Genomic DNA, 18,255 nt, shown 5'->3' with positions numbered 1-18,255 from the left:
TCAAGCCGCCGCTGGCGAAGGCAAGGCCTGCTCGACACAGGCGATGATCGCATCGCGCGTGTTCTCGAGATGCGCGTACGTCTGCTCATGCACGGCGCGCATATCGCGGGCGCGGTAGGCGTCGAGGAGATCGGCATGCTCGCGGTTGTTGCTGTCGAGGATATCGCTTTTGACGTGCATCGAGAGGGACACGTAAGGCCGCGCGACCAGCGACAGCCCTTCGACCAGTTCAGAGAGACGCGTGCCGGCGGCGCTCGCCATCAGATGCTTGTGGAACTCCTCATTGAGGATTGCCCATCTCTCGGACGACAATGTCGCGCACATTTCATCATGCACCTTTTCGGCGGCGGCGAGGTCGCCATCGGTGGCATGCCTGCAGGCGCGTTGGGACAGCATCGGCTCGAGCACCATGCGCAGTTCGTAGATTTCGCTGACGTCCGCGGCCGTGAGCGCGCGCGTGACGACGCCCTTGTTGGGGTCGATCGAGACCAGCCCTTCCGCGCGCAGGTCGCGGAACGCTTCGCGCACCGGCGTCGTACTGACGCTGAGGCGTTTGGCGATCTCTTCCTGCCGCAGCCGCGAGTTCGGTGGATACACGCCGCTTAGAATCTCGGCGCGCAACGTGCCGAGCACGTATTGCTGAATCGTACGAAAGGGCTGGCTCATGTTCGTCTCCGTGAGCGGTCGTTATCGTATGTTGCGCATTTCGTCGATCAAATGGTGACGGCGCGTCTTTCGAACTTCAGCATGCTTTCGATGCGCGCGGCAACGCGCAGCAGCTTCGCATCATCGCCGAAAGCGCCGACGATCTGGAAGCCGAGCGGCAGATTTGCATCGCTCCAGCCGGAAGGCACATTGACGGCGGGCGCCCCCATCAGGCTCCAAGGTGCGCAGAAACGGGCGTCGCCCGTATCGGCGTGTCCGTGGGGCGCTTCACCGCTGGCGGGCAAGGTCACGAGCGCGTCGCAGCCTTGCAGCAGCGCGGCAGACTGCGAGCGCACCTGCGCCTGCAACAGCAAGGCTTGCTGATAGCGCTCGAGCGGCATCGCCTGGCCTTCGGACAACAGCACGCGCATGTGTTCGCTCATCAGCGCGGGCGCGCGTGCGGCTACATCGCCGACGGCGCGATACGCCTCGACCGCGAGAATCGTCAGTGTCGCTTCGCGCATTTGTGGCAGGTCCGCGCCGTAGTCCAACTCGACGATGCGCGCGCCGCCTTCGCTCAGCGTCCGCAGCGATGCATCGAAGTTGGCGTGTTGATGCGGCGCGATGAGTTCGTCCCAGAACGGCGTGCGAACGACGCCGAGCGTGAGCGCGGAAGTGTCGCGCGGAAAGTGATCGCGCCACGCCGCTTCGCTTTCGACTGCCTGAAGAGCGCCTTCGACGAACAATGCATGCGCGACGGCGACATCGTCGACGGATCGCCCGAAGAATCCGACGTGATCGAGCGACGCAGCCAGCGGATGCACGCCTTCGCCCGGCACCGCGCGATACGACGGCTTGTAGCCGACGATGCCGCAATACGCGGCCGGGCGAATGATCGATCCGACCGTCTGCGTGCCGATGGCGAGCGGCACGATGCCCGCTGCGACGGCCGCCGCCGATCCGCTCGACGAGCCGCCCGGCGTGTGCGCACGGTTCCACGGGTTGACGGTCGCAGCCGGTCCGCGCCAGGCGAATTCGGTCGTCGCGGTCTTGCCGAAGACCGTCCCGCCGAGCGCGCGGATCATCGACACGATGCGCGCGTCGCGCTCGGGCCGATGCCCGTCGTAAGCCGGCGAGCCGTAGCCCGTGGGCATGTCGGCGGTATCGGCGAGATCCTTGACTCCGATGGGCACGCCCACGAGCGCACGCGCCACGGTGCCGCGCACGGCGTACGTATCCGGCCGATGCACGAAGGCCCGAAGCCACGGCTCCAGCGCATCGGCGCGGGCCTGCGCGTCCAGCAGCGTCGCGCGCGCGGCGGCTTCGTCGTGACGATTAGCGAGCAGTGTCGTGAGCAATGATTGATCTGATCGATTCATCGCTACTTGCTCGCGGCTGCGGCGAACGTGTTGTCGACGCCATTGGCGTAAGTGATTGCGCCGGGTTTGATGTTGCCGATCGACTCCTGCAGATCGAGCGCATTGCGGAAGGCCTGCTCGGAAATATCGGGCGTGGCCGCATAGATCTTCTGATCGATGAGACGCTGCACCGCCGAATCGACGATCTTCGGATCGAGCGATGGGAATTCGGTGCGCGCGACGCTCTTCGCCGTGTCGTGCGATTGCTGAATCAGAGCTTCGGCTTCACCGATCGACTTCACGAACGCGGCTACCATCTTCGGCTTGCTCTTGACGGTGAGAGAGAGCGTGTCGATGGTCGAGAACGCATAGCCGCCCGGATACGCCTTCGGGAACGCATACACGATGCGATAACCCTGCGCGAGCCCCGTTTCCGCTTGCGGCATATAGAGCGCGGCGGCTTCCGAGCGCCCCGCCATCACCGGCGCGAGTTCGGTGCCGATCTGCACGGTGTTCATCTTCACGTCCGCGAGCTTCTGTTCGCTGATGAGCCGTTGCAGCAGATACGTGCTCGTCGACGGCGGCAGTGCGGTCGAGACGCTTTTGCCTGCGAGATCGCCGACGCCCTTGACCGTCGAATCCTTCGGCGCGATCACCCACACCGGCACGCCGGCGACCACGTTGGCCACGTTCACGAGCGATGCGCCCTTGAGGTTGGCGAGCATGGCGGTCATCGGGTCTTGCAGCGAGAAGTCCGCATGACCGCCGATCACCGCTGCAACGCCCGCCGCGCCGCTGCCCGCAGTGACCTTCTGCACGGCAAGGCCGTTCTTCTCGAAGATGCCTTTGTCGATAGCCACATAGAGCGGCAGGTACTGGATCGACTGAAATGCCTGATAGATGACCACCGGCTCGGCGGCCTGAGCGCTCGTCGCGCCGATTCCGGATGCGACCAGACATGCGGCCGCGATACTATTGAGCAGAGCATGTGTCTTCTTCATTTTTTCTTCCAGGAAATGATCTTCGCTTCCGCGAGTTGAACGATCCAGCTGAGAACCGAGGCCATCAAGGTCAGCACGATGATGCCGAGCCAGACGGTATTGAGATCGAAGAGCGAGCCCGCGACGAACACCGCGTGACCGAGCCCCGACTGCGATGCAATGTATTCGCCGACGACCGCGCCGATCAACGCGAAGCCGATGTTCACGCGCAGCGTCGAGAAGATCCACGGCAGCGCGCTCGGAACGATGAGCTTGGTGAAGATCATCGACGGCTTCGCCTTGAACGAATGGAAGAGATTGAGCAGGTCCTTGTCGACTTCACGCGCGGCGGCGCAGGACGAGATCATCGCGACGGCGAATGTGGAGATGCCGGCGAGCCATATCTTCGACGAGGCGTCGGAACCGAACCAGATCACGATGAGCGGTCCGAGCGCAATCTTCGGAATACTGTTGAGGATGACGGACAATCCTTCGGCGACACCCGAGACTGTCGGCAGGAACCACAGCAGCAGGCCGAGACCGATCCCGAGGCCGCTGCCGATGGCGAGACCCGCCAGCGTTTCATAGAGCGTGACCCAGGTGTCGGACACGAGCGTGCCCTGCGTCAGCCCGATGACGGCGGCCTCATAGATGCCGGACGGCGAGCCGAGCAGCTTGCCGTTGATCCAGCCCGCGCTAACGGCAAGTTGCCAGGCAACGACCAGCGCAACGACGATACCGAAGACGGCGCCCGTCGTGCCGAACTTGCGGCGCGTACGGCGTACGGCTTTCCTTGGCGTGACGTTGGTGGACAGAACGGCTTCAGTCATGGACGGCTCCTGCAAGGATGCTCGATGGAGCGACTTCATCTGCGTCGCGCGAGGTGACGTGTCCGCGCAAACCGTTCCAGACACGCGCGTGATAGCCGCGGAACTCGGGCGCCTCGCGCGCGGAGACGGCATTGCGCGGTCCGTGCGTCGTCAGTTCGATGTCGATCTGGTCTTCGATGCGTGCGGGCCGCCCGCCAAGCAGGATCACCCGATCGCTCATCGCGATGGCTTCTTCGATGTCGTGCGTGACGAGCACGACACTCGTGCCGCTTTGCGCACGCAGCGCGATGATGTCGTCCTCGAGTGCGAGACGCGTTTCGTAGTCGAGCGCGGAGAAGGGTTCGTCGAGCAGCACGAGCGTCGGATCGACGAGCAGTGTGCGCGTGAGCGCAACGCGCTGTCTCATGCCGCCTGAGAGCGAATGCGGATAGGCATCGGCGACGGCGCCGAGCCCGTAGCGCGCGAGCATCTGCCGCGCACGGGCGACATCATCGGGCCGGACCTTGCGATACAACTCAATGCCGAGCAGCGCGTTTTGCAGCACCGTGCGCCACGGCATCATCAGGTCCTTCTGCAACATATAAGCGATGCGGCCCGCTTCCCCATCTGCGCGTCTGCCGACCGATATCTCGCCTGACTGCGGCGTGAGCAGGCCTGAAATGAGATTGAAGAGGGTGCTCTTGCCCGCGCCGCTTCGTCCGACGATGGACACGATCTCGCCATGTCCCACGGAGAAGTCGAGCCGGTCGAAGATGGTCACGGTCGAGCGATCGGGCGATTGAAATCCGTGACTGAGCTGCCGCACGCGCAGCGGTTCCGCGAACGTGTTGACTGTTGCGTTCGATCCCTTCATGTCGTTCCTCGCAAGGTCTCGTACTGATGAAGTAGTTGCTGCAATGCATAATGCACAATCAAAAATCGGAAGCTGTCCTCGTCAAAAAAGTTTTTTCTCGGTGGACTCGCATGGGATGCGTCGGTGCGCAAGCTTGGTGCCGCTGCGCCTCTGCAGTGCGCGTCGCTGTGCGAATCGGTGCATGTTGCGATGAAACTGTGCGGGGCGAGGCGTGAATTCAATGGCACATTAATCGCTTCGTGCAAGTCTCTGGAACGACGTTCATTCCGTTGGAAAGCCACTGCAAAGAGACGATTGCAAAGACAGGAAGTGTTCGATCCGTGCACGAGCGATCAGCTGATAGCCGCCCGAATCGTCAGCTTGCTCGACGGCGACAGCCTTGATGCTGTCTATCGCGACTGGCCGCGTTCGGACGCCGCACCGATGGCGCGTGTCTCGAGAAGCGCTGACACCGATCGATGGCGAAGCGCGGCGCGCGCTGCTCGACGAGGCGCGAGATCGCGGCTGGGAGACTTACGTCGACGATTGCGCGAACCTGTTCTTTCGTCGCAACGGACTCGAGGATCTGCCACCGGACCTGACCGGCAATCGATACATACGCAGGCGGACGCCTGGACGGCGCTTACGGCGGGCTGGCAGGGCTCGAAGTGCTTCGCGCGCTGGATCGAGCGGGCATCGCGACACGGCATCCTGTCGAGGTCGTCGCGTGGACGAACGAGGAAGGCAGTCGTTTTGCGCCCGGCGCGGGGGCTCGAGTGCGTTCGTCGATCCCGCGTTGCTCACGGCTACCGCGAATCGCGCGACGCCGGAGGCATCCGGTTTGGAGATGCGCTGGATGAAGCGCTTGCGGCAACGCCCGTCATTGCGGTTACGTGAAGACCCGCTATCGTGGTTTGATGAAGAACAGCGCCCAGATCACCACGCTTCGGGGAAGTCGAAGGACGCGATCGGACAGCAGCTCGCCGGTGAGAAATGCGACGGGAATAACGCCTGCCCCCGCGAAATGACGCCTAATGCTATCAGCAACCTCCTTGCCAGTGGCTCCGTCGCGCAGCCGGATAACGGTGACGATGAGATCGGGAATGCGGCTGTCATCGGCGAGGATGACGTCAAATCCATCCATCGATTCTGCGGCGTGCACGAACGCGCCCGCGCTCGCGGCACGTTTCAGTGGAATGGTGACGAGCAAACCGACGACATACATCATCGGCACCATCGTGGCGTGCGCAATCACCGACTCCACGCGCGCGTCGACGCTCTGGCCGCTGGGCTTGAAATAGAGCATGACCAGGTAACTGACAACGCATAGCCCGATCAGCCACGCCGCCGTGATCCCTCGGAGCCGGAATGCCATGAATATCATGAAAAGGGAAAACGTCAGGATCGGATACGCTTGCCGCCAAGCCAGGTCGCCCGGATAGATCTGCACCATTCTCAGGACCGCGCACCAGCAACTGATCGTCCAGACACTGAGCAGCTCGACGGCCCTCCGCTCGACGAAATAGCATCGTTGAGATCCAGAACTGAGGGATCTATACACGCCGACGACGGTGAAGGTGACGGTTCGATAGTCGAAACATCCTTCTGGCCCGCGCCCCTCACCTAGCTGCCTCGGTAAAGCTCGACCATCTTCGCTGCTTCGCCATTTTTCTGGAAATCCTCCAGCTCGCGCATCACCTGCTCGCGTGTTTTGCCGGGGAAAACAGGATCTGCCGATGTGGCAGCCGGAACCCCGACCGCCGGAGCCTGCTGGGTGCTGCCAGCCGATACGGACTCCTGCTGATTGGTCGCTGATTGGGCGAAGCATCCATCTGCTGTCACTCCAGCCACCACGACAAGACAGACGGTAACCGATTGATAAAGTTTCATGAGAGTGCTCCTTCGAAGTTTAAGAGATCGGCCTGTTCACTCTCTCGCCGACCCACAGCATTCTTCGCACGAGCCAACGCAGATTCGGCCTCCTTGCGACGATCAGCCGATCCAGGTGCACTCGATGACTGCCCTGTCAGCGTTGCTGTCATATTCATTCTTGGTCAGCCGAAACGCCATCGCAACGCACATGCGTAGGCGATGAACAACCACCGTCGGCGAAAGATGTATGCACTGTCGATGTCCGATCCCAATCCCGATCCCGATGACGTGTCGGACATTCGCCTCCCGACGGCGGTCCTTCCTGAACGGTCCAGCTGCGGGCACGTCACGTCGCTGATACATTTGTGGCTGATGGTAGGGATGGCGACCTGCTATTCTGTTTTTATCGCACCGCGGCTACGGACGAGGGCGTTGTGCATCCGTGGCCTTCGACATCGCTTTCGCTGCAATTCGCCGCATTGCTCCGTTAGCCACGATCGGTGGAGATCTTTCCAGCCAGTGGTGCGGCGATAAAGCTCATCGATGTGGAGCACTATCCCACGGTGATTTTTCTGGTCCGGCAGGCCTTATGAAATTGTCAGGCTTCGTGGTACGCAAGTTTGCCTCGGCAGATCTCGAGCGCGCGTTCCGTACTGACTATGCGCGCCGCTACGCCGGCCAACGCAGGCTGGCTGGCGCCGCCAGCCTCCTGCTGTGGATCCTGTTTGCTCGCCGCGATTGGTGGCTGCTGAACCGGGTCGATCCCAGCATCATCTTTCACGTTGGCTATCTGCGGCTCGCAGGTGCCGTGGGTATGGCTGTGCCGATATGTTTGATGTGGGGACCGCGTGCCTTTGACGAACGCTGGGTGGTCGGATTGCTTTGCGTATGGATGCTGAGCTGCTGGTTCACCCTCTTGCAGTTGATGGAGCTTTACCCGGCGGCCCTGGCTTTCCGGGAAGTATTCCCCGAATTTTTACTTGTCCTTTTCACGATATTCACATTGCTCCGACTTCGAGCAATCACGGCAGCGTGGTTAGTCGGGCTGGGCGTTGTAAGCTTTCACCTTACCCTTTCTCTCTGGCCACGGACGGGCGCTTCCACGGTGGGCGCTGGCTGGGCGTCCCGTGGGTCTGTGTTGGCCATCATGTATTTTATGGGCGTTGTCATCTGCATTCAGTTTGAACGCGCTGCCCGCCGTGAATTTATGTTCAGGCGGACTTTGCGCGCAGCAAGCGCACGCGTTCAGGCGGCGTCCTCCGCTGTCAAACGGCAGAATGAACGCATGAGAGAGCTGGTCAGAGAGAAGGAACGGTTCTTTTCATCGGCCTATCACGACATCCAGCAGCCGCTCGCCGCAATCAACCTCTTCATCCGCAGCGCGCGGACAAAGCTCGAAGCTGGTCACGCCGCAACGCATGATCTCGACGTCATCGAGGAGACGGCAGGCGACATCCTCGACATGTTCAAGAACATTCAGGACTACAGCGAACTAGGTTCGTATGTTCCAAGCCTGTCGCCGATCGATACACAAGCCGTGCTGGCCGATGTTTTTGAACAATATCTTGAACCGGCGAGATCGCAGGGCATCGAAATCAGAAGCACCATGCGCTTGCGCCGCCCGCCGCCCATTGAAAGCGACCGCTCGCTGTTCAAGCGGGTATTGTCCAACCTCGTATCGAACGCGATCAAGAACACCCGCACGGGAGGCGTCGTTATCGGGTGGGTGGAGGTCGGCGAACGGCTTCGCATCGACGTCTGGGATACGGGCGTCGGTATCTCGCCCGCACATCGGGATGCGATATTCGCCGAGTACTATCAGATTGACAACCCGGGCCGCGATCGCTCGAAAGGCTTGGGGCTCGGGCTGTCCATCGTCCAACGGGTCATTGGGATTCTGCCGGGGCACAGCTTGAGGTTCTATTCGGTCGAAGGGCGCGGGTCGCACTTTTCCCTGTACGCTCCAATTTCGATGATGACGCCGGTCATCGGGACGGAGGACCGAAAGGATGATGCATACACGTCCGTGCTCAAGGGCAAATACGTCCTGCTTTGCGACGACGAACCGACCGTTCTCGAAGGTCTGCGGCGGCTGTTTATCAGCGCGGGCGCACTCGTGGATACTGCCGGGTCAATGACGGGCTTCGAAGCGATTCTGGCCGATGAAGGCCGCGCACCCGACGTCCTCGTCACCGATATACGGCTGCGCGAAGGGCCAAACGGCATTGAGCTTGCCGAACGGATCAGGCGGCGTTTCGACTGGGCGGGCGCGCTGCCCGTTGCGTTCATCACGGGCGAGCTGATTTCCCCGCCATCACTTCGCGATTTTTCCCAGCCTTTCGTGTTGCTGCGCAAGTCTTCCGCGCCAGAAAACACGCTCGTTGAAGTCAGCCGGTTCGTTGCCGCCCAACAGCCGGCAGACTTTTGTCATGTGCGGGATCCGTGACTGGCGGAACGCCAAGTTTGATCCCTCTATCTGCAAGCATCACGATCAATTCCGTACGGCGCCGCAGATTGAAATGCGCGAGCAGATGACTGATGTATTTCCGTACGGTAATGTCCTCGAGCCCCATTTTCAGCGCGATGACCTTGGATGGAAGCCCGCGCACCAGCCACGCCAAGGTTTCGAACTCTCTCGGAGTCAGTCCCAGTTCAGATGCGGTGCTCATTTCTGAGTTGCCTCCCGACTGCGGGTTCCGAGGTTCATCCGCGGGGGCGTCGTCTGTGCTCATGTCACGCCTGAGCGTCGCGATGCTTGACGCAGGCAGGAATACGCCGCCGGCCAGCACTGCGCTTATCGCCGCATGAAGCGCTTCAGGAGATGACGATTTGGGCACATATCCCATGGCGCGAAGTTCGATGCATCGGCCAATGGTTTCCACGCTACCGTCGGCCGAGATCACAATCACCGGTAAAGACGGGCGCGACTCCTTCAATTCGGCAAGCGCGTCGCAACCGTGACCATCGGGAAGGTCGAGATCGAGAAAAACGATGTTCAGGAATTCGCCGAGCGCATGATTCAAACCTTGTGACAACGTACTCGCGTGCAGCAACTCGATGTCCGGAAAGATCTGTCTCAGCAGAAGCGCCAGTCCGGCTCTGAACAGTTCGTGATCGTCGACGATCAGCACGCGCATTCCATCGTCTCCCAGAACCGCTTTCGAAGCGGGCCGCAATGACGCAGCGGATGATGCTACATCCGTGGCGGTCTTGCATTGTGTCAGACCAATAGTACATGCAGTGTACCGATGCCCCGGACGGCGACGGCTGATCAATAGGACATTGCCTCGAATGTGGCGGTTTTTGCCCGTCGTTCGGCGATTCAAGCCTACCGGAATGACTGACAGGCCTTTGAAAACAGCGAAGACCGCGGCGACTCGATCAGACGAGCGGATCGCGGTCGAGTATGGTGATTGTTGCCACTAATTGTCGGCCATTTCTGGCCGCCGATAGTCGGATCTGTCGGACGACAAGGCAGCGGTGCCGTCGCAACGTTGTGATTAGAGCGGCCGGTGGCCCGGATCTGTCCCTTCAGGCCGGCCTTTGCAGTGAAAATCAGCTATGAGGAGGAAGTGTTCCTCTCCGCGTTGTCGGCGACTGTCTCATGTCGGGCCATGACGCGTCATTCGCCTCCCGCGTTGGAGGCACATTCAGACGTCGGATCCACATCGCAACCGGTCATTGACCTGTGCGACACAAACGCCGGTATCGGCCATCGCCTACCGGTCCACATACCGTTCACTGTGGACTGGGAGCACACGCTCCCTGTGGAGCAGTTTTAGGTCAATTTCCCAAGCGCCTCAGACGGGCCGGACACGACGGGTGGCTCAAGAAGGCGCAAATGCCGTTTGGCGGCGATAAGCGTTTATCTTGTATCAAACAAGTTTAACTAGTCGAGATATGGTTTTCTAGCGTTAGGGCGAGCGCGAGTCGCTTGCGCTAACCGATCCCCATCCCGATCCCGATCGATTAGATTGGATAACTCACGAGCGGACGCTTCAACTTGACCTGCTCGCGCAACGGTTGGCGGAAGAAATCTCCCTCTGGCACCGGCGTCTTCGGGCCAATCGCCACTTCGTCATCTTAAATCGTTGCACCAATTTATCTATTCAGTTGACTAAGGCCAAATTCAAATTCCCGTCTCAGTACGCCGGACACATCAATGAACATTTGTTCGGCCGTCATCTCGTTCTGCTCGATCTGAAGCGACATGAAGACGCCGTCCAGCAATTGAAGTAACATTCGCCCCATTCTTTGGGCAAGGCGCTTCGCACCGTCGGACTCATAGCCCTCTAAAAGGGGGGCCACAGATCGCTCGACATAATCCCTCCATTCGCGCCGGATCTTGACCGCAGCGTCCCGTATTTCATGGCGACTGGCTTGATGTTCGGTTGCGACGATCATCATAAGCCGCAAAAATTCCGGTGCCTGAACGAAGCCAGAAGCGAATACCATCAGCTTTTCATAGGGGTCGGTCTTCTGATCCGAAAAAGGCTTAAATTTCCGCCTCCATTCCTCTGCGGTAATGGTAAGGACTTCTGCAAAGAGCCTCTCTTTGGATTCAAACGCCCAATAGATTGACCCCGAAAGCACGTTCGCTTTTTTTGCGATCTTTGATATCGATGCCGCCGTGTATCCTTGCTCGGCAAACACCTCGCGTGCGGCCGCCAAGATCCGGTCGCGAGCGAGGTGCGGATCGACGTTTTTTTTTATTTTTTCGTTTGCATTAGGCATAAATCTTCTTTCTGAGTTTGTTTCAGCCCTCCATGATAACTGGGTTTTCCAGTCTGATCGGGGTGAATGGCGACGCGGTGCAAATCGCGCAGGGGCGCCTCGGCGGGTGCATCGAGGGTGCTGCGATCCAGCGGGAGCGTTGCATGCATGAGCGACGCCTCCTGGCGCGAACGGAACCAGGCTGGGCCGACGGCGCACGCGGGGACCGCATCGAAACCCAGTCTACTCGAACATGCGAGACGATGTGTCTGCCAGCCCGCCGTTGCCGTCGAAATCGCCTGGCAAGGCAGCTACGCGAGCGCGGGCCGATCCTGCCGGCGCAAACCGGACGACGCTCGCGGCGTAACCGCGCAACCGGCGTGGCTCGTCAGTGTTCGTCGGGCGCCACCAGCCCCGAGCGCTGCTGCCGGCCCCACGAGTGCCCGCCGCGCAGGAAGTGCAGCCAGCCGAGCAGCGCGCCGGTATGGCGAATCAGCTGGAACGTGAAGGGCTCGGCAAGCGCCGCCGCCATGGCCATCCACAGACTCGAGCTGGGGCGCTCGCCGGTCCAGCGGCGGTACAGGTGGATAGACCAGAGATAGAACGCCAGGTCGACGGCGGTTTTCAGGCCGATCACGCTGAAAATCGACACCACGATCGCGCGGTGCCCGCCGAACAGAAAGCCGAGCAGCAGCGCGAACGCGGTCAAGCCGTAGATCGGCTGCATCGTATCGATCGCCTTGACCGGCAGCATCAGCATCCCGAGCGTGCCGTAGCGCGGATTGCCGGTCATGTCGCGATTCCAGTACTGAGTCTGCAGAAAGCCGGCGAACCAGCGGCGCCGCTGCCGCAGAAAGCTGCCGAGCGTGCCGGGCGCGTCCGTGCGCGCATGCGCGTCGCCGACCACGCGCACCGCCCAGCCGAGCCCGTGATCCACCGAATGGCGGCGCAGCCGGTGAATCAACTCGTAGTCCTCCACCAGACACTGTGGGTCGAAGCCGCCTACCGCCAGCAGCGCATCGCGCCTGAACGCGGCGAACGCGCCCGACACCAGCAGCAGGCTGTCGGCGCGCGTCCACGCAAAGCGCGCGATGAAGTTGCGCATGTACTCGTAGGTCTGGAACCACTGAAACAGGCGGCCCGACAGCGACTTGCCGCAGACCGGCACGAGAATGCCGGCCGCCGCGACGAGCTTCGGCTCGCTCGCGAACGCGGCGCGCATCGCGTAGGTGGCGTCGTCATCGAGCAGCGTGTCGGCGTCGACGGTCATCACGGTGTCTGTCGTCATCACGGTGATCGCTGCGTTCAGCGCGCGCGCCTTGCCGCTATGCGGCACGCGCAGCCAGTACAGATTGGGATAGAGCGAACTGGGCGCGCTCAGTTTGCCGTCCGCGGCCGGGGTCAGGCCGAAGCGCTCCGTGAGCAGCGCGCGCGTGTTGTCGGTGGAGCCGTCGTCGGCGATCACGATCTGCATCAGGCCGTGCACCTGCCGCAGCAACGCGGCAAGCGTCACGGGCAGCACGGCGGCTTCGTCATGCGCGGCGACGATCACGCCCATGGCCGGCAAGCTGCGCGTCTCCGAGGCCGGATCGAGCGGCGCCGCGGGGCGCAGGAGCGGCAACGTCTTCAGTGTGACGAAGGCCAGCAACAAGGTGTCGTAGGCCACATACGCGAGGCCGGTGGACCACGCCACCACGCCATGCAAAAAGAACGCCCGGGCGAACAGCAGTAGCCATACCACGACGACACTCAGGTGAATCAGCGTGCTCGGCAGCGGGGCGGGGCGCGGCAGAATGCGCGGCGATATGAGCGCGAGCGCCTGTTCCAGTGATCTCTTCAAAATGGCTGCTGAATCTGTCGATACCGCGTTGATAAAAGGCCTGCGTCAAAAGGAACAGCGACGGCCGTCACGGCACCATGCGTTTGAGCACCGACTTGCGATCGATCCATTGATGCTTGAGCGCACCGCCCACATGCATCAGAAGCATGGCGTAGAGCGCATAGCCGAGCCACGCATGCAGGGCGCCGAAGCGATCGTGCAAGCTTTCCTTCAGCGCCGGATCGAGACGCGTCACGTAGCCGATGCGCGGCCACGGGAACAGGTTGAACAGGCGCATCGGATGAGTCGCCGCGTCTTTCCAGGCCGAATCGTGCAACCAGCCCGACAGCGGCAAGCCGATCATGAGCAGATACAGCACGAAATGCGCGACGTGCGCGGCGCGCCGTTCCCAAGCCGGAAAGTCGGCCGGCAACGGCGGCGGCCGGTGCGACACGCGCCACAAGATGCGCAACAGCACGAGGCAGAGCACGGTGATGCCGATCGATTTGTGAGTATCGATCACCGGACGCACCCAGTCGTCAGGCAGCGAATCCGCGCTGAGCCCCAACACGACATTGCCGATCACCAGCACCGCGATGATCCAGTGCAGCAGCATCGCCGTGTGGGTGTAGCGCCACGAAGCCTGCGCAGTGCTCGACTGCGCAAGCGGGACAGGGGCCGGAGTGGTCATCGATGATTCCGTCCGGACATGAAGGCGATCCTGCACAACCTGTTTAAAACGGCGTCGTCCAAATAGTGCCTGCGTCTATAAATTGACCCCGATAGAACGTTCGCTTTTTGCCATTATTGATATAGAGGCCGCCGTGTACCCTTGCTCGGCAAACACCTCACACGCGTCCGCCAAGATGCGGTCGCGAGCGAGGTGCGGATCGACGGTTTTTTCGTTTTTCCGTTTGCATTAGGCATCAATCTTCTTTCTGAGCTTGTTTCAGCCCTCCACGATAACTGGATTTTCCAGTCTGCCTATGCCTTCAATTTCTACAGAGATGGGCTTGCCTGAGCGTCGGATATCCCAATGAGCCAGCATGAGATACTTGCCACCGATCCGCGGCTGCATCGCAGTGCCGCAATGCAGCACATCGCCTGGTTCAAGCGTCATGTATTTGGACGCGTGGGCGATAATCCTTTGTACCGAGAATGTCAAATTAGCCGTTGAATCTTCGAAGACAAGTTCATCGCCGTCGAAGGAGTTGATCGTCAGCCGATTGGGGTCCTGAATTTCATCGCGCGTGACGATCCAAGGCCCCATCGGACCAAAGGTATCGGCACCTTTGGACAATGTGTGATACGTCAGATAGATCGAGCGCTCGTGCTCCTCGTCTCGTACGTGACGCCAGGTCAAAAGTTCCCGGTAGCCGCCACGGACCACCCCGGGCAGAACAATCTCCAGGCTGTCTTGTTCTTTCAGCCCGGGTGAGGTCACGTCATTCACGATGGTGTAGCCAAAGACGTGGTCGAGCGCCTGCGACTCCGCAATCATCTTGCCGCCGCGCCCAATCACTACCCCAAGCTCTGGCTCGGGGTGAGTCAGACCGAACTCTTCTCGCACGATTACGGGTCGTCCGCAACCTATCAGCGAGCTGGCAGGCTTGAGAAAGAAGGCGGGATTTGCAAACGGCCGAAATGCCAACTCTTGTCCCATCCGATTATTGATGGCGACGCCGATGATCTTACCAGGTCGAGAAAGCGGAGGGCACCACGAGACCTGGTTCAATGGAATTGGCTGGACTCCCAACAATGCCGCCGTGATCGTCTCCTGTCTCAAGCGATGATCGGCCATCGCTGCAATGAGCGCCTCAAGGGATTCCGGTGCTTGCGCACCCAATGCATCCTTGAGATCCACGACACCTGCGTCACACACGACGCCATAAGTCCGCCGCTGAGCGGTCTCGAAACTACAGAATCTCATTTGGGTACCTCCACGTTGCTTGACCAGTAGAAGTTGCCATGATACCGTGCCTTGGTTGATCGATCAAGCAAGAGACAAATTTTTGTTCTCGGGCCGCCCGGCAAAAGGGATTAGATGGCGGCGCGAGCTGCCCTGGAGTGAGTAAATGGATTTCATGATGGTGTGCGCGTCGCACTCTCCCCTCTTGGACTTCCCTGCAAAGCAGAGTCGTTCGGTGCACAACGTTCTCGAGGCACTCGAGGGTCAGCGCGCGCGCATCGCTTCGTTCGCACCTGATCTGGTGATCCTCTTTGGCGTCGATCACTATGGGGGGCAGCAAATGAATTGCATGCCGTCGTTCTGTGTCGCGGTGCAAGCGACGGCGCTTGCTGATGTGGGGGGGACGCCGGGCCATCTCAACGTCCCCAGGGACCTGGCGGTGCAGGCGGTAAAGTCGATACGAGGGCAGGGTGTCGATACGACCGTTTCATACGCCATGGAGGTCGACCACGGCTTCTCGCAGGCACTGCAGTACCTGACCGGCGGGCTAGCCGTCTATCCTGTCCTGCCGATCTTCGTGAACTGCATCCAACCGCCATTCAGCCCCTATTCGCGCGCCCGAGCCTTGGGGGAGGCGGTCGGCAACTTTGCGCGCTCGCTGCCTCAGGCTCGCGTGCTCTTTATCGGCACCGGCGGGCTGGCCCACGACCCGATCCGGCTGTTTCCTCCCATCGACTCGGTGAAGGACCGATGGAAGCCCTATATCCTGCATGGCAAGGCACAAACGCAGGTGACGCAACAAGCCTGGATCGACTACGAGATCAAAGCCCACCGAACCATTGCCAAAGTCCTCGCTAGCGTCCTCATGCCAGCAAAACTGGCCGGGCTCAACGACGGCTGGGACAAGGCATTCATGGAGGCGTACTGCTCCGGTCGATTGGACCAGTTCGACGACTGGGATCCCGAGCAGGTGATGGCCAAGGCAGGAATTGGAGCAGTGGAAACGCAATCCTGGGTCGCCGCCGCAGCCGCCATGCATGTCGCAACAGGTGCTGTACCTCGCAAGGTATTTCAGGCGGTATCCAAAGAAATTGGCATTGGGTTTGGCATTGCGCAAGCCGGTCCAGCAAATGGGCGCAGTGCCTGCGCCCCCCAGCTTTGAACTGCTTCGGATCGGAGCCAGAGATCGCAGACAGTTTTTGATGGATAGGAATGCGAAGATAAGTCTCCGCACCGATTTGAAAAGAGTGCGCGGATCTCATCGCGGCTGCGGGCGTGCTTCGGCAAGCACCCATCGGACAAGCGGGATACACGCATGCAGACCGCTTCGGCATTCCGAAAAAGAAGCCTGCAAAAGGCATCGGGTCCATACATGCACGGTCAGCGCGATTTTCCCAAACCACGTGCTACCCCTGCTGCGTAGGTGTAAACGACAGTGTTGTCATGATGACGATACTGTCACCATGTGAACCGCATAAACGATCATTGCGTCGTGCGATGGGCGACGCGCATGCCGCATGCAACACAAATGCCGGCCGACGGGAGACAGCCATGAACCGATACCTGAATGTGTTGCCCCGCGCCCGCGCGACTTCGGGGATCGGATTTCACGGCAACGTCCAATTGCGCAGACATGACTGCGTGCTCACCATCGAAATTGAATATTGGAACGGTCGCCCGGCTTGTGCGGGTCATATCCCCTATCGGTGCGGGCAGGCTTGCGCCGAACGAAGGCCCGACAACCTATCGTGCGCGGCATCGCCCACCGCTGCTGGAGAAAATCATGGCGAACACGATGCGGCTAACCAGATATGCAACCTTGCCCGGGCTGCTGTTGCCGCTCAGTTCATGCGACCGATTGCAAGACCGGTTCATTGAGTCCCGCTCGGTGCGAGCGAGAACGCCATGCGCAACATCGAGGTCAGCCACGTACCCCTAAAGGCGGTTTGCGGAGCGTTCATCCCAGCGGCTTCCAGAGCTTTCATCACGCACTGGCCTGTAGAAACGCTGGTCCAGAGCACTTGGTTGCCCAGCTAACGCGCCCGCCACGCTTCTTACAACCACGAGAAACACATGTTTTCCGGAGCCGATGGATGGCTCCGGTGGGCCACCGGTTGCCGTAGTTCTACAACAAAGAGGAGGAGACACAGATGTTGCATCGTTCCATTTATCTTGGCTTGGCGGCGGTAAGCAGCCTTACCGCTATGGTTGCGCATGCAGGGGAAGATTTCGACGTGAGGTACAACATTGCCGGCAGCATTGGTGGTGAAATGTTCACGCCCCCCGATACCACAGGGCTTGCCGTCGGTGTTGCCGCGACCTACATGGACATTCAGAAAGTGACCGGCAACGACGGTAATACGCTCACAGCCTCCATTCCGGGCGGAACCGTGCCCCTGCCCGCGCCGAAGCCTGCGGCGCTGTATCCCTCCTATGGCCCCAGCACTGCCCAGGTCGACTCCACAGGCACGTTCAAACTCTTCGACCTCGCCTTGGGCCATATCACTAGCGGCACCTACGGCGGCGGTCACCTGGTTTTCAGTGGCCTCCTGCCGTACGGCACCCAGACAAAGACGACTCAAGTCAACGCTTCAACGCCCGCTCTGCAGTGGAATCCGGCGGTTCCGGCCGCAACGCAAAGCGCTGTGGCGACCCAGTTCGGCGCATCATATCAAGGCAACCTTGCTAGCCAGGGAGCAAGTGCATCCGGCGACGTGTCGGGGATCGGCGACCTTGAATTGCAGGCTGGCTGGCTCTATACCGCCGAGCAGCTTCGTGTTGTGGCAGGCGCTTCACTTGTGCTGCCGACGGGCCAGTATAACGCGTCCAACCCGTCCGCCCCAGACATCGGCTTCGGCAATTTCTACACGGTGCGGCCGGCTGTCGAGGTGGCGTACCTACCGACCCCGAAGACTGCGCTCGCAGTAAAGCTGAGCATGGGTTTCAACACCAGGAATCGGGACGACAACGTGCGCAGCGGCAATTGGGTGGGTCTGGAAGGGGCGGCAGCATACAAGACTTTCATCGGAGTATTCGGGCTACATACCGTCTTCGTTCAGCAGGTTCAGGACGATTCCAACAACCCTTGGGGTTCGAGTCGGTATCAAACGCTGAATGCCGGTGGGTTCTTTACCACCAAAGTGCCGGTCCTGAATGCTGCGCTGACGTTTCAGTACATGGCGACGGTCAGGTCACGTAATGCAAGGGCAGGCAGCTTCAGTCAAATACGGCTGATCAAGGTCTTTTGACAGCGAGTAGCGATAGGGATCTCAAACGGGACTAACGTGACTTGCCCGT

Annotated in this window: 17 protein-coding genes; 4 read left to right on the top strand and 13 right to left on the bottom strand. The window is 60.5% G+C overall.

From position 1 onward, the window contains the following. From OKW38_RS29040 to OKW38_RS29020, 5 genes are read right to left on the bottom strand one after another with little or no spacing between them, the layout of a single operon-like run. The gene (locus OKW38_RS29040; protein ID WP_429364334.1) at nucleotides 1-666 is read right to left on the bottom strand and encodes a GntR family transcriptional regulator; all 666 of its coding nucleotides are present in this window, start codon (nucleotides 664-666) and stop codon (nucleotides 1-3) included. A 47-nt stretch (nucleotides 667-713) separates the two neighbouring features. Next, on the bottom strand, nucleotides 714-2,024 hold the full coding sequence (locus OKW38_RS29035) for an amidase (RefSeq protein WP_429364332.1): 1,311 nt from the start codon (nucleotides 2,022-2,024) through the stop codon (nucleotides 714-716). A 2-nt stretch (nucleotides 2,025-2,026) separates the two neighbouring features. Continuing rightward, nucleotides 2,027-3,004: an ABC transporter substrate-binding protein gene (locus OKW38_RS29030; protein WP_429364330.1), complete on the bottom strand. Its 978-nt coding sequence runs from the start codon at nucleotides 3,002-3,004 to the stop codon at nucleotides 2,027-2,029. After that, complete coding sequence (locus tag OKW38_RS29025) at nucleotides 3,001-3,813, bottom strand: ABC transporter permease (protein ID WP_090807370.1); 813 nt, start codon at nucleotides 3,811-3,813, stop codon at nucleotides 3,001-3,003. Before OKW38_RS29025 ends, OKW38_RS29030 begins: the two co-directional genes overlap by 4 nt. Further along, on the bottom strand, nucleotides 3,806-4,666 hold the full coding sequence (locus OKW38_RS29020) for an ABC transporter ATP-binding protein (RefSeq protein WP_090807368.1): 861 nt from the start codon (nucleotides 4,664-4,666) through the stop codon (nucleotides 3,806-3,808). The genes OKW38_RS29025 and OKW38_RS29020 overlap by 8 nt, the downstream gene beginning before the upstream one ends. A gap of 647 nt (nucleotides 4,667-5,313) precedes the next feature. Between OKW38_RS29020 and OKW38_RS29015 the strand changes: the two genes are divergently transcribed. Beyond that, nucleotides 5,314-5,505 (top strand): hypothetical protein, encoded by a 192-nt coding sequence (locus tag OKW38_RS29015; protein WP_409259560.1) that lies wholly within the window; start codon nucleotides 5,314-5,316, stop codon nucleotides 5,503-5,505. Between the two features lie 44 nt (nucleotides 5,506-5,549). Here OKW38_RS29015 and OKW38_RS29010 read toward each other — a convergent pair whose 3' ends face one another. Then, nucleotides 5,550-6,098 (bottom strand): hypothetical protein, encoded by a 549-nt coding sequence (locus OKW38_RS29010; RefSeq protein ID WP_429364328.1) that lies wholly within the window; start codon nucleotides 6,096-6,098, stop codon nucleotides 5,550-5,552. 170 nt (nucleotides 6,099-6,268) lie between these two features. Beyond that, nucleotides 6,269-6,535 carry a hypothetical protein gene (locus OKW38_RS29005; protein WP_429364326.1) on the bottom strand — a complete coding sequence of 89 codons (267 nt, stop codon included), beginning with the start codon at nucleotides 6,533-6,535 and terminating at the stop codon, nucleotides 6,269-6,271. 424 nt (nucleotides 6,536-6,959) lie between these two features. On the opposite strand from OKW38_RS29005, the gene OKW38_RS29000 reads away from it, so the two are divergent. Beyond that, nucleotides 6,960-8,963, top strand: a complete 2,004-nt coding sequence (locus OKW38_RS29000; protein ID WP_429364324.1) for a hybrid sensor histidine kinase/response regulator — start codon at nucleotides 6,960-6,962, stop codon at nucleotides 8,961-8,963. Here the strand turns inward: OKW38_RS29000 and OKW38_RS28995 are convergent. The 6 genes from OKW38_RS28995 to OKW38_RS28970 form a co-directional block, all read right to left on the bottom strand. Further along, on the bottom strand, nucleotides 8,905-9,654 hold the full coding sequence (locus OKW38_RS28995; protein ID WP_429333441.1) for a response regulator transcription factor: 750 nt from the start codon (nucleotides 9,652-9,654) through the stop codon (nucleotides 8,905-8,907). The genes OKW38_RS29000 and OKW38_RS28995 overlap by 59 nt on opposite strands. Before the next feature lie 964 nt (nucleotides 9,655-10,618). Further along, nucleotides 10,619-11,251 carry a TetR/AcrR family transcriptional regulator gene (locus tag OKW38_RS28990; RefSeq protein ID WP_090807358.1) on the bottom strand — a complete coding sequence of 211 codons (633 nt, stop codon included), beginning with the start codon at nucleotides 11,249-11,251 and terminating at the stop codon, nucleotides 10,619-10,621. Continuing rightward, complete coding sequence (locus tag OKW38_RS28985) at nucleotides 11,227-11,400, bottom strand: hypothetical protein (protein ID WP_429333442.1); 174 nt, start codon at nucleotides 11,398-11,400, stop codon at nucleotides 11,227-11,229. The genes OKW38_RS28990 and OKW38_RS28985 overlap by 25 nt, the downstream gene beginning before the upstream one ends. A gap of 218 nt (nucleotides 11,401-11,618) precedes the next feature. Beyond that, a complete protein-coding gene (locus OKW38_RS28980) occupies nucleotides 11,619-13,070 on the bottom strand; it encodes a glycosyltransferase family 2 protein (protein ID WP_429364321.1) in 1,452 nt (483 codons plus the stop codon). Between the two features lie 67 nt (nucleotides 13,071-13,137). Continuing rightward, on the bottom strand, nucleotides 13,138-13,740 hold the full coding sequence (locus OKW38_RS28975; protein ID WP_429333444.1) for a cytochrome b: 603 nt from the start codon (nucleotides 13,738-13,740) through the stop codon (nucleotides 13,138-13,140). A gap of 258 nt (nucleotides 13,741-13,998) precedes the next feature. Then, nucleotides 13,999-14,913 (bottom strand): fumarylacetoacetate hydrolase family protein, encoded by a 915-nt coding sequence (locus OKW38_RS28970; protein ID WP_429364319.1) that lies wholly within the window; start codon nucleotides 14,911-14,913, stop codon nucleotides 13,999-14,001. A gap of 211 nt (nucleotides 14,914-15,124) precedes the next feature. Here OKW38_RS28970 and OKW38_RS28965 point away from each other — a divergent pair, with 211 nt between their 5' ends. Together OKW38_RS28965 and OKW38_RS28960 are read left to right on the top strand one after the other, a co-directional pair. Next, the gene (locus tag OKW38_RS28965) at nucleotides 15,125-16,120 is read left to right on the top strand and encodes a hypothetical protein (protein ID WP_429333446.1); all 996 of its coding nucleotides are present in this window, start codon (nucleotides 15,125-15,127) and stop codon (nucleotides 16,118-16,120) included. 988 nt (nucleotides 16,121-17,108) lie between these two features. Further along, nucleotides 17,109-18,206, top strand: coding sequence for a transporter (locus OKW38_RS28960; RefSeq protein WP_429364317.1), 1,098 nt, complete (start codon nucleotides 17,109-17,111; stop codon nucleotides 18,204-18,206). The last annotated feature ends 49 nt before the right edge of the window (nucleotides 18,207-18,255 follow it).

Source organism: Paraburkholderia sp. MM5496-R1 (assembly GCF_050436205.1).
GTDB classification, from domain to species: Bacteria; Pseudomonadota; Gammaproteobacteria; order Burkholderiales; family Burkholderiaceae; genus Paraburkholderia; species Paraburkholderia tuberum.
This window is presented reverse-complemented; position numbering and strand designations above follow the sequence as displayed.

What these genes read in the sequence shown, in the direction of transcription:
- OKW38_RS29010 (WP_429364328.1), bottom strand. Translation starts at nt 6,098, where the DNA reads ATGGTGCAGATCTATCCGGGCGACCTGGCTTGGCGGCAAGCGTATCCG.
- OKW38_RS29005 (WP_429364326.1), bottom strand. Translation starts at nt 6,535, where the DNA reads ATGAAACTTTATCAATCGGTTACCGTCTGTCTTGTCGTGGTGGCTGGA.
- OKW38_RS29030 (WP_429364330.1), bottom strand. Translation starts at nt 3,004, where the DNA reads ATGAAGAAGACACATGCTCTGCTCAATAGTATCGCGGCCGCATGTCTG.
- OKW38_RS28960 (WP_429364317.1), top strand. Translation starts at nt 17,109, where the DNA reads ATGTTGCATCGTTCCATTTATCTTGGCTTGGCGGCGGTAAGCAGCCTT.
- OKW38_RS29040 (WP_429364334.1), bottom strand. Translation starts at nt 666, where the DNA reads ATGAGCCAGCCCTTTCGTACGATTCAGCAATACGTGCTCGGCACGTTG.
- OKW38_RS28990 (WP_090807358.1), bottom strand. Translation starts at nt 11,251, where the DNA reads ATGCCTAATGCAAACGAAAAAATAAAAAAAAACGTCGATCCGCACCTC.
- OKW38_RS29020 (WP_090807368.1), bottom strand. Translation starts at nt 4,666, where the DNA reads ATGAAGGGATCGAACGCAACAGTCAACACGTTCGCGGAACCGCTGCGC.
- OKW38_RS28995 (WP_429333441.1), bottom strand. Translation starts at nt 9,654, where the DNA reads ATGCGCGTGCTGATCGTCGACGATCACGAACTGTTCAGAGCCGGACTG.
- OKW38_RS28965 (WP_429333446.1), top strand. Translation starts at nt 15,125, where the DNA reads ATGGATTTCATGATGGTGTGCGCGTCGCACTCTCCCCTCTTGGACTTC.
- OKW38_RS29025 (WP_090807370.1), bottom strand. Translation starts at nt 3,813, where the DNA reads ATGACTGAAGCCGTTCTGTCCACCAACGTCACGCCAAGGAAAGCCGTA.
- OKW38_RS28975 (WP_429333444.1), bottom strand. Translation starts at nt 13,740, where the DNA reads ATGACCACTCCGGCCCCTGTCCCGCTTGCGCAGTCGAGCACTGCGCAG.
- OKW38_RS29035 (WP_429364332.1), bottom strand. Translation starts at nt 2,024, where the DNA reads ATGAATCGATCAGATCAATCATTGCTCACGACACTGCTCGCTAATCGT.
- OKW38_RS28985 (WP_429333442.1), bottom strand. Translation starts at nt 11,400, where the DNA reads ATGCATGCAACGCTCCCGCTGGATCGCAGCACCCTCGATGCACCCGCC.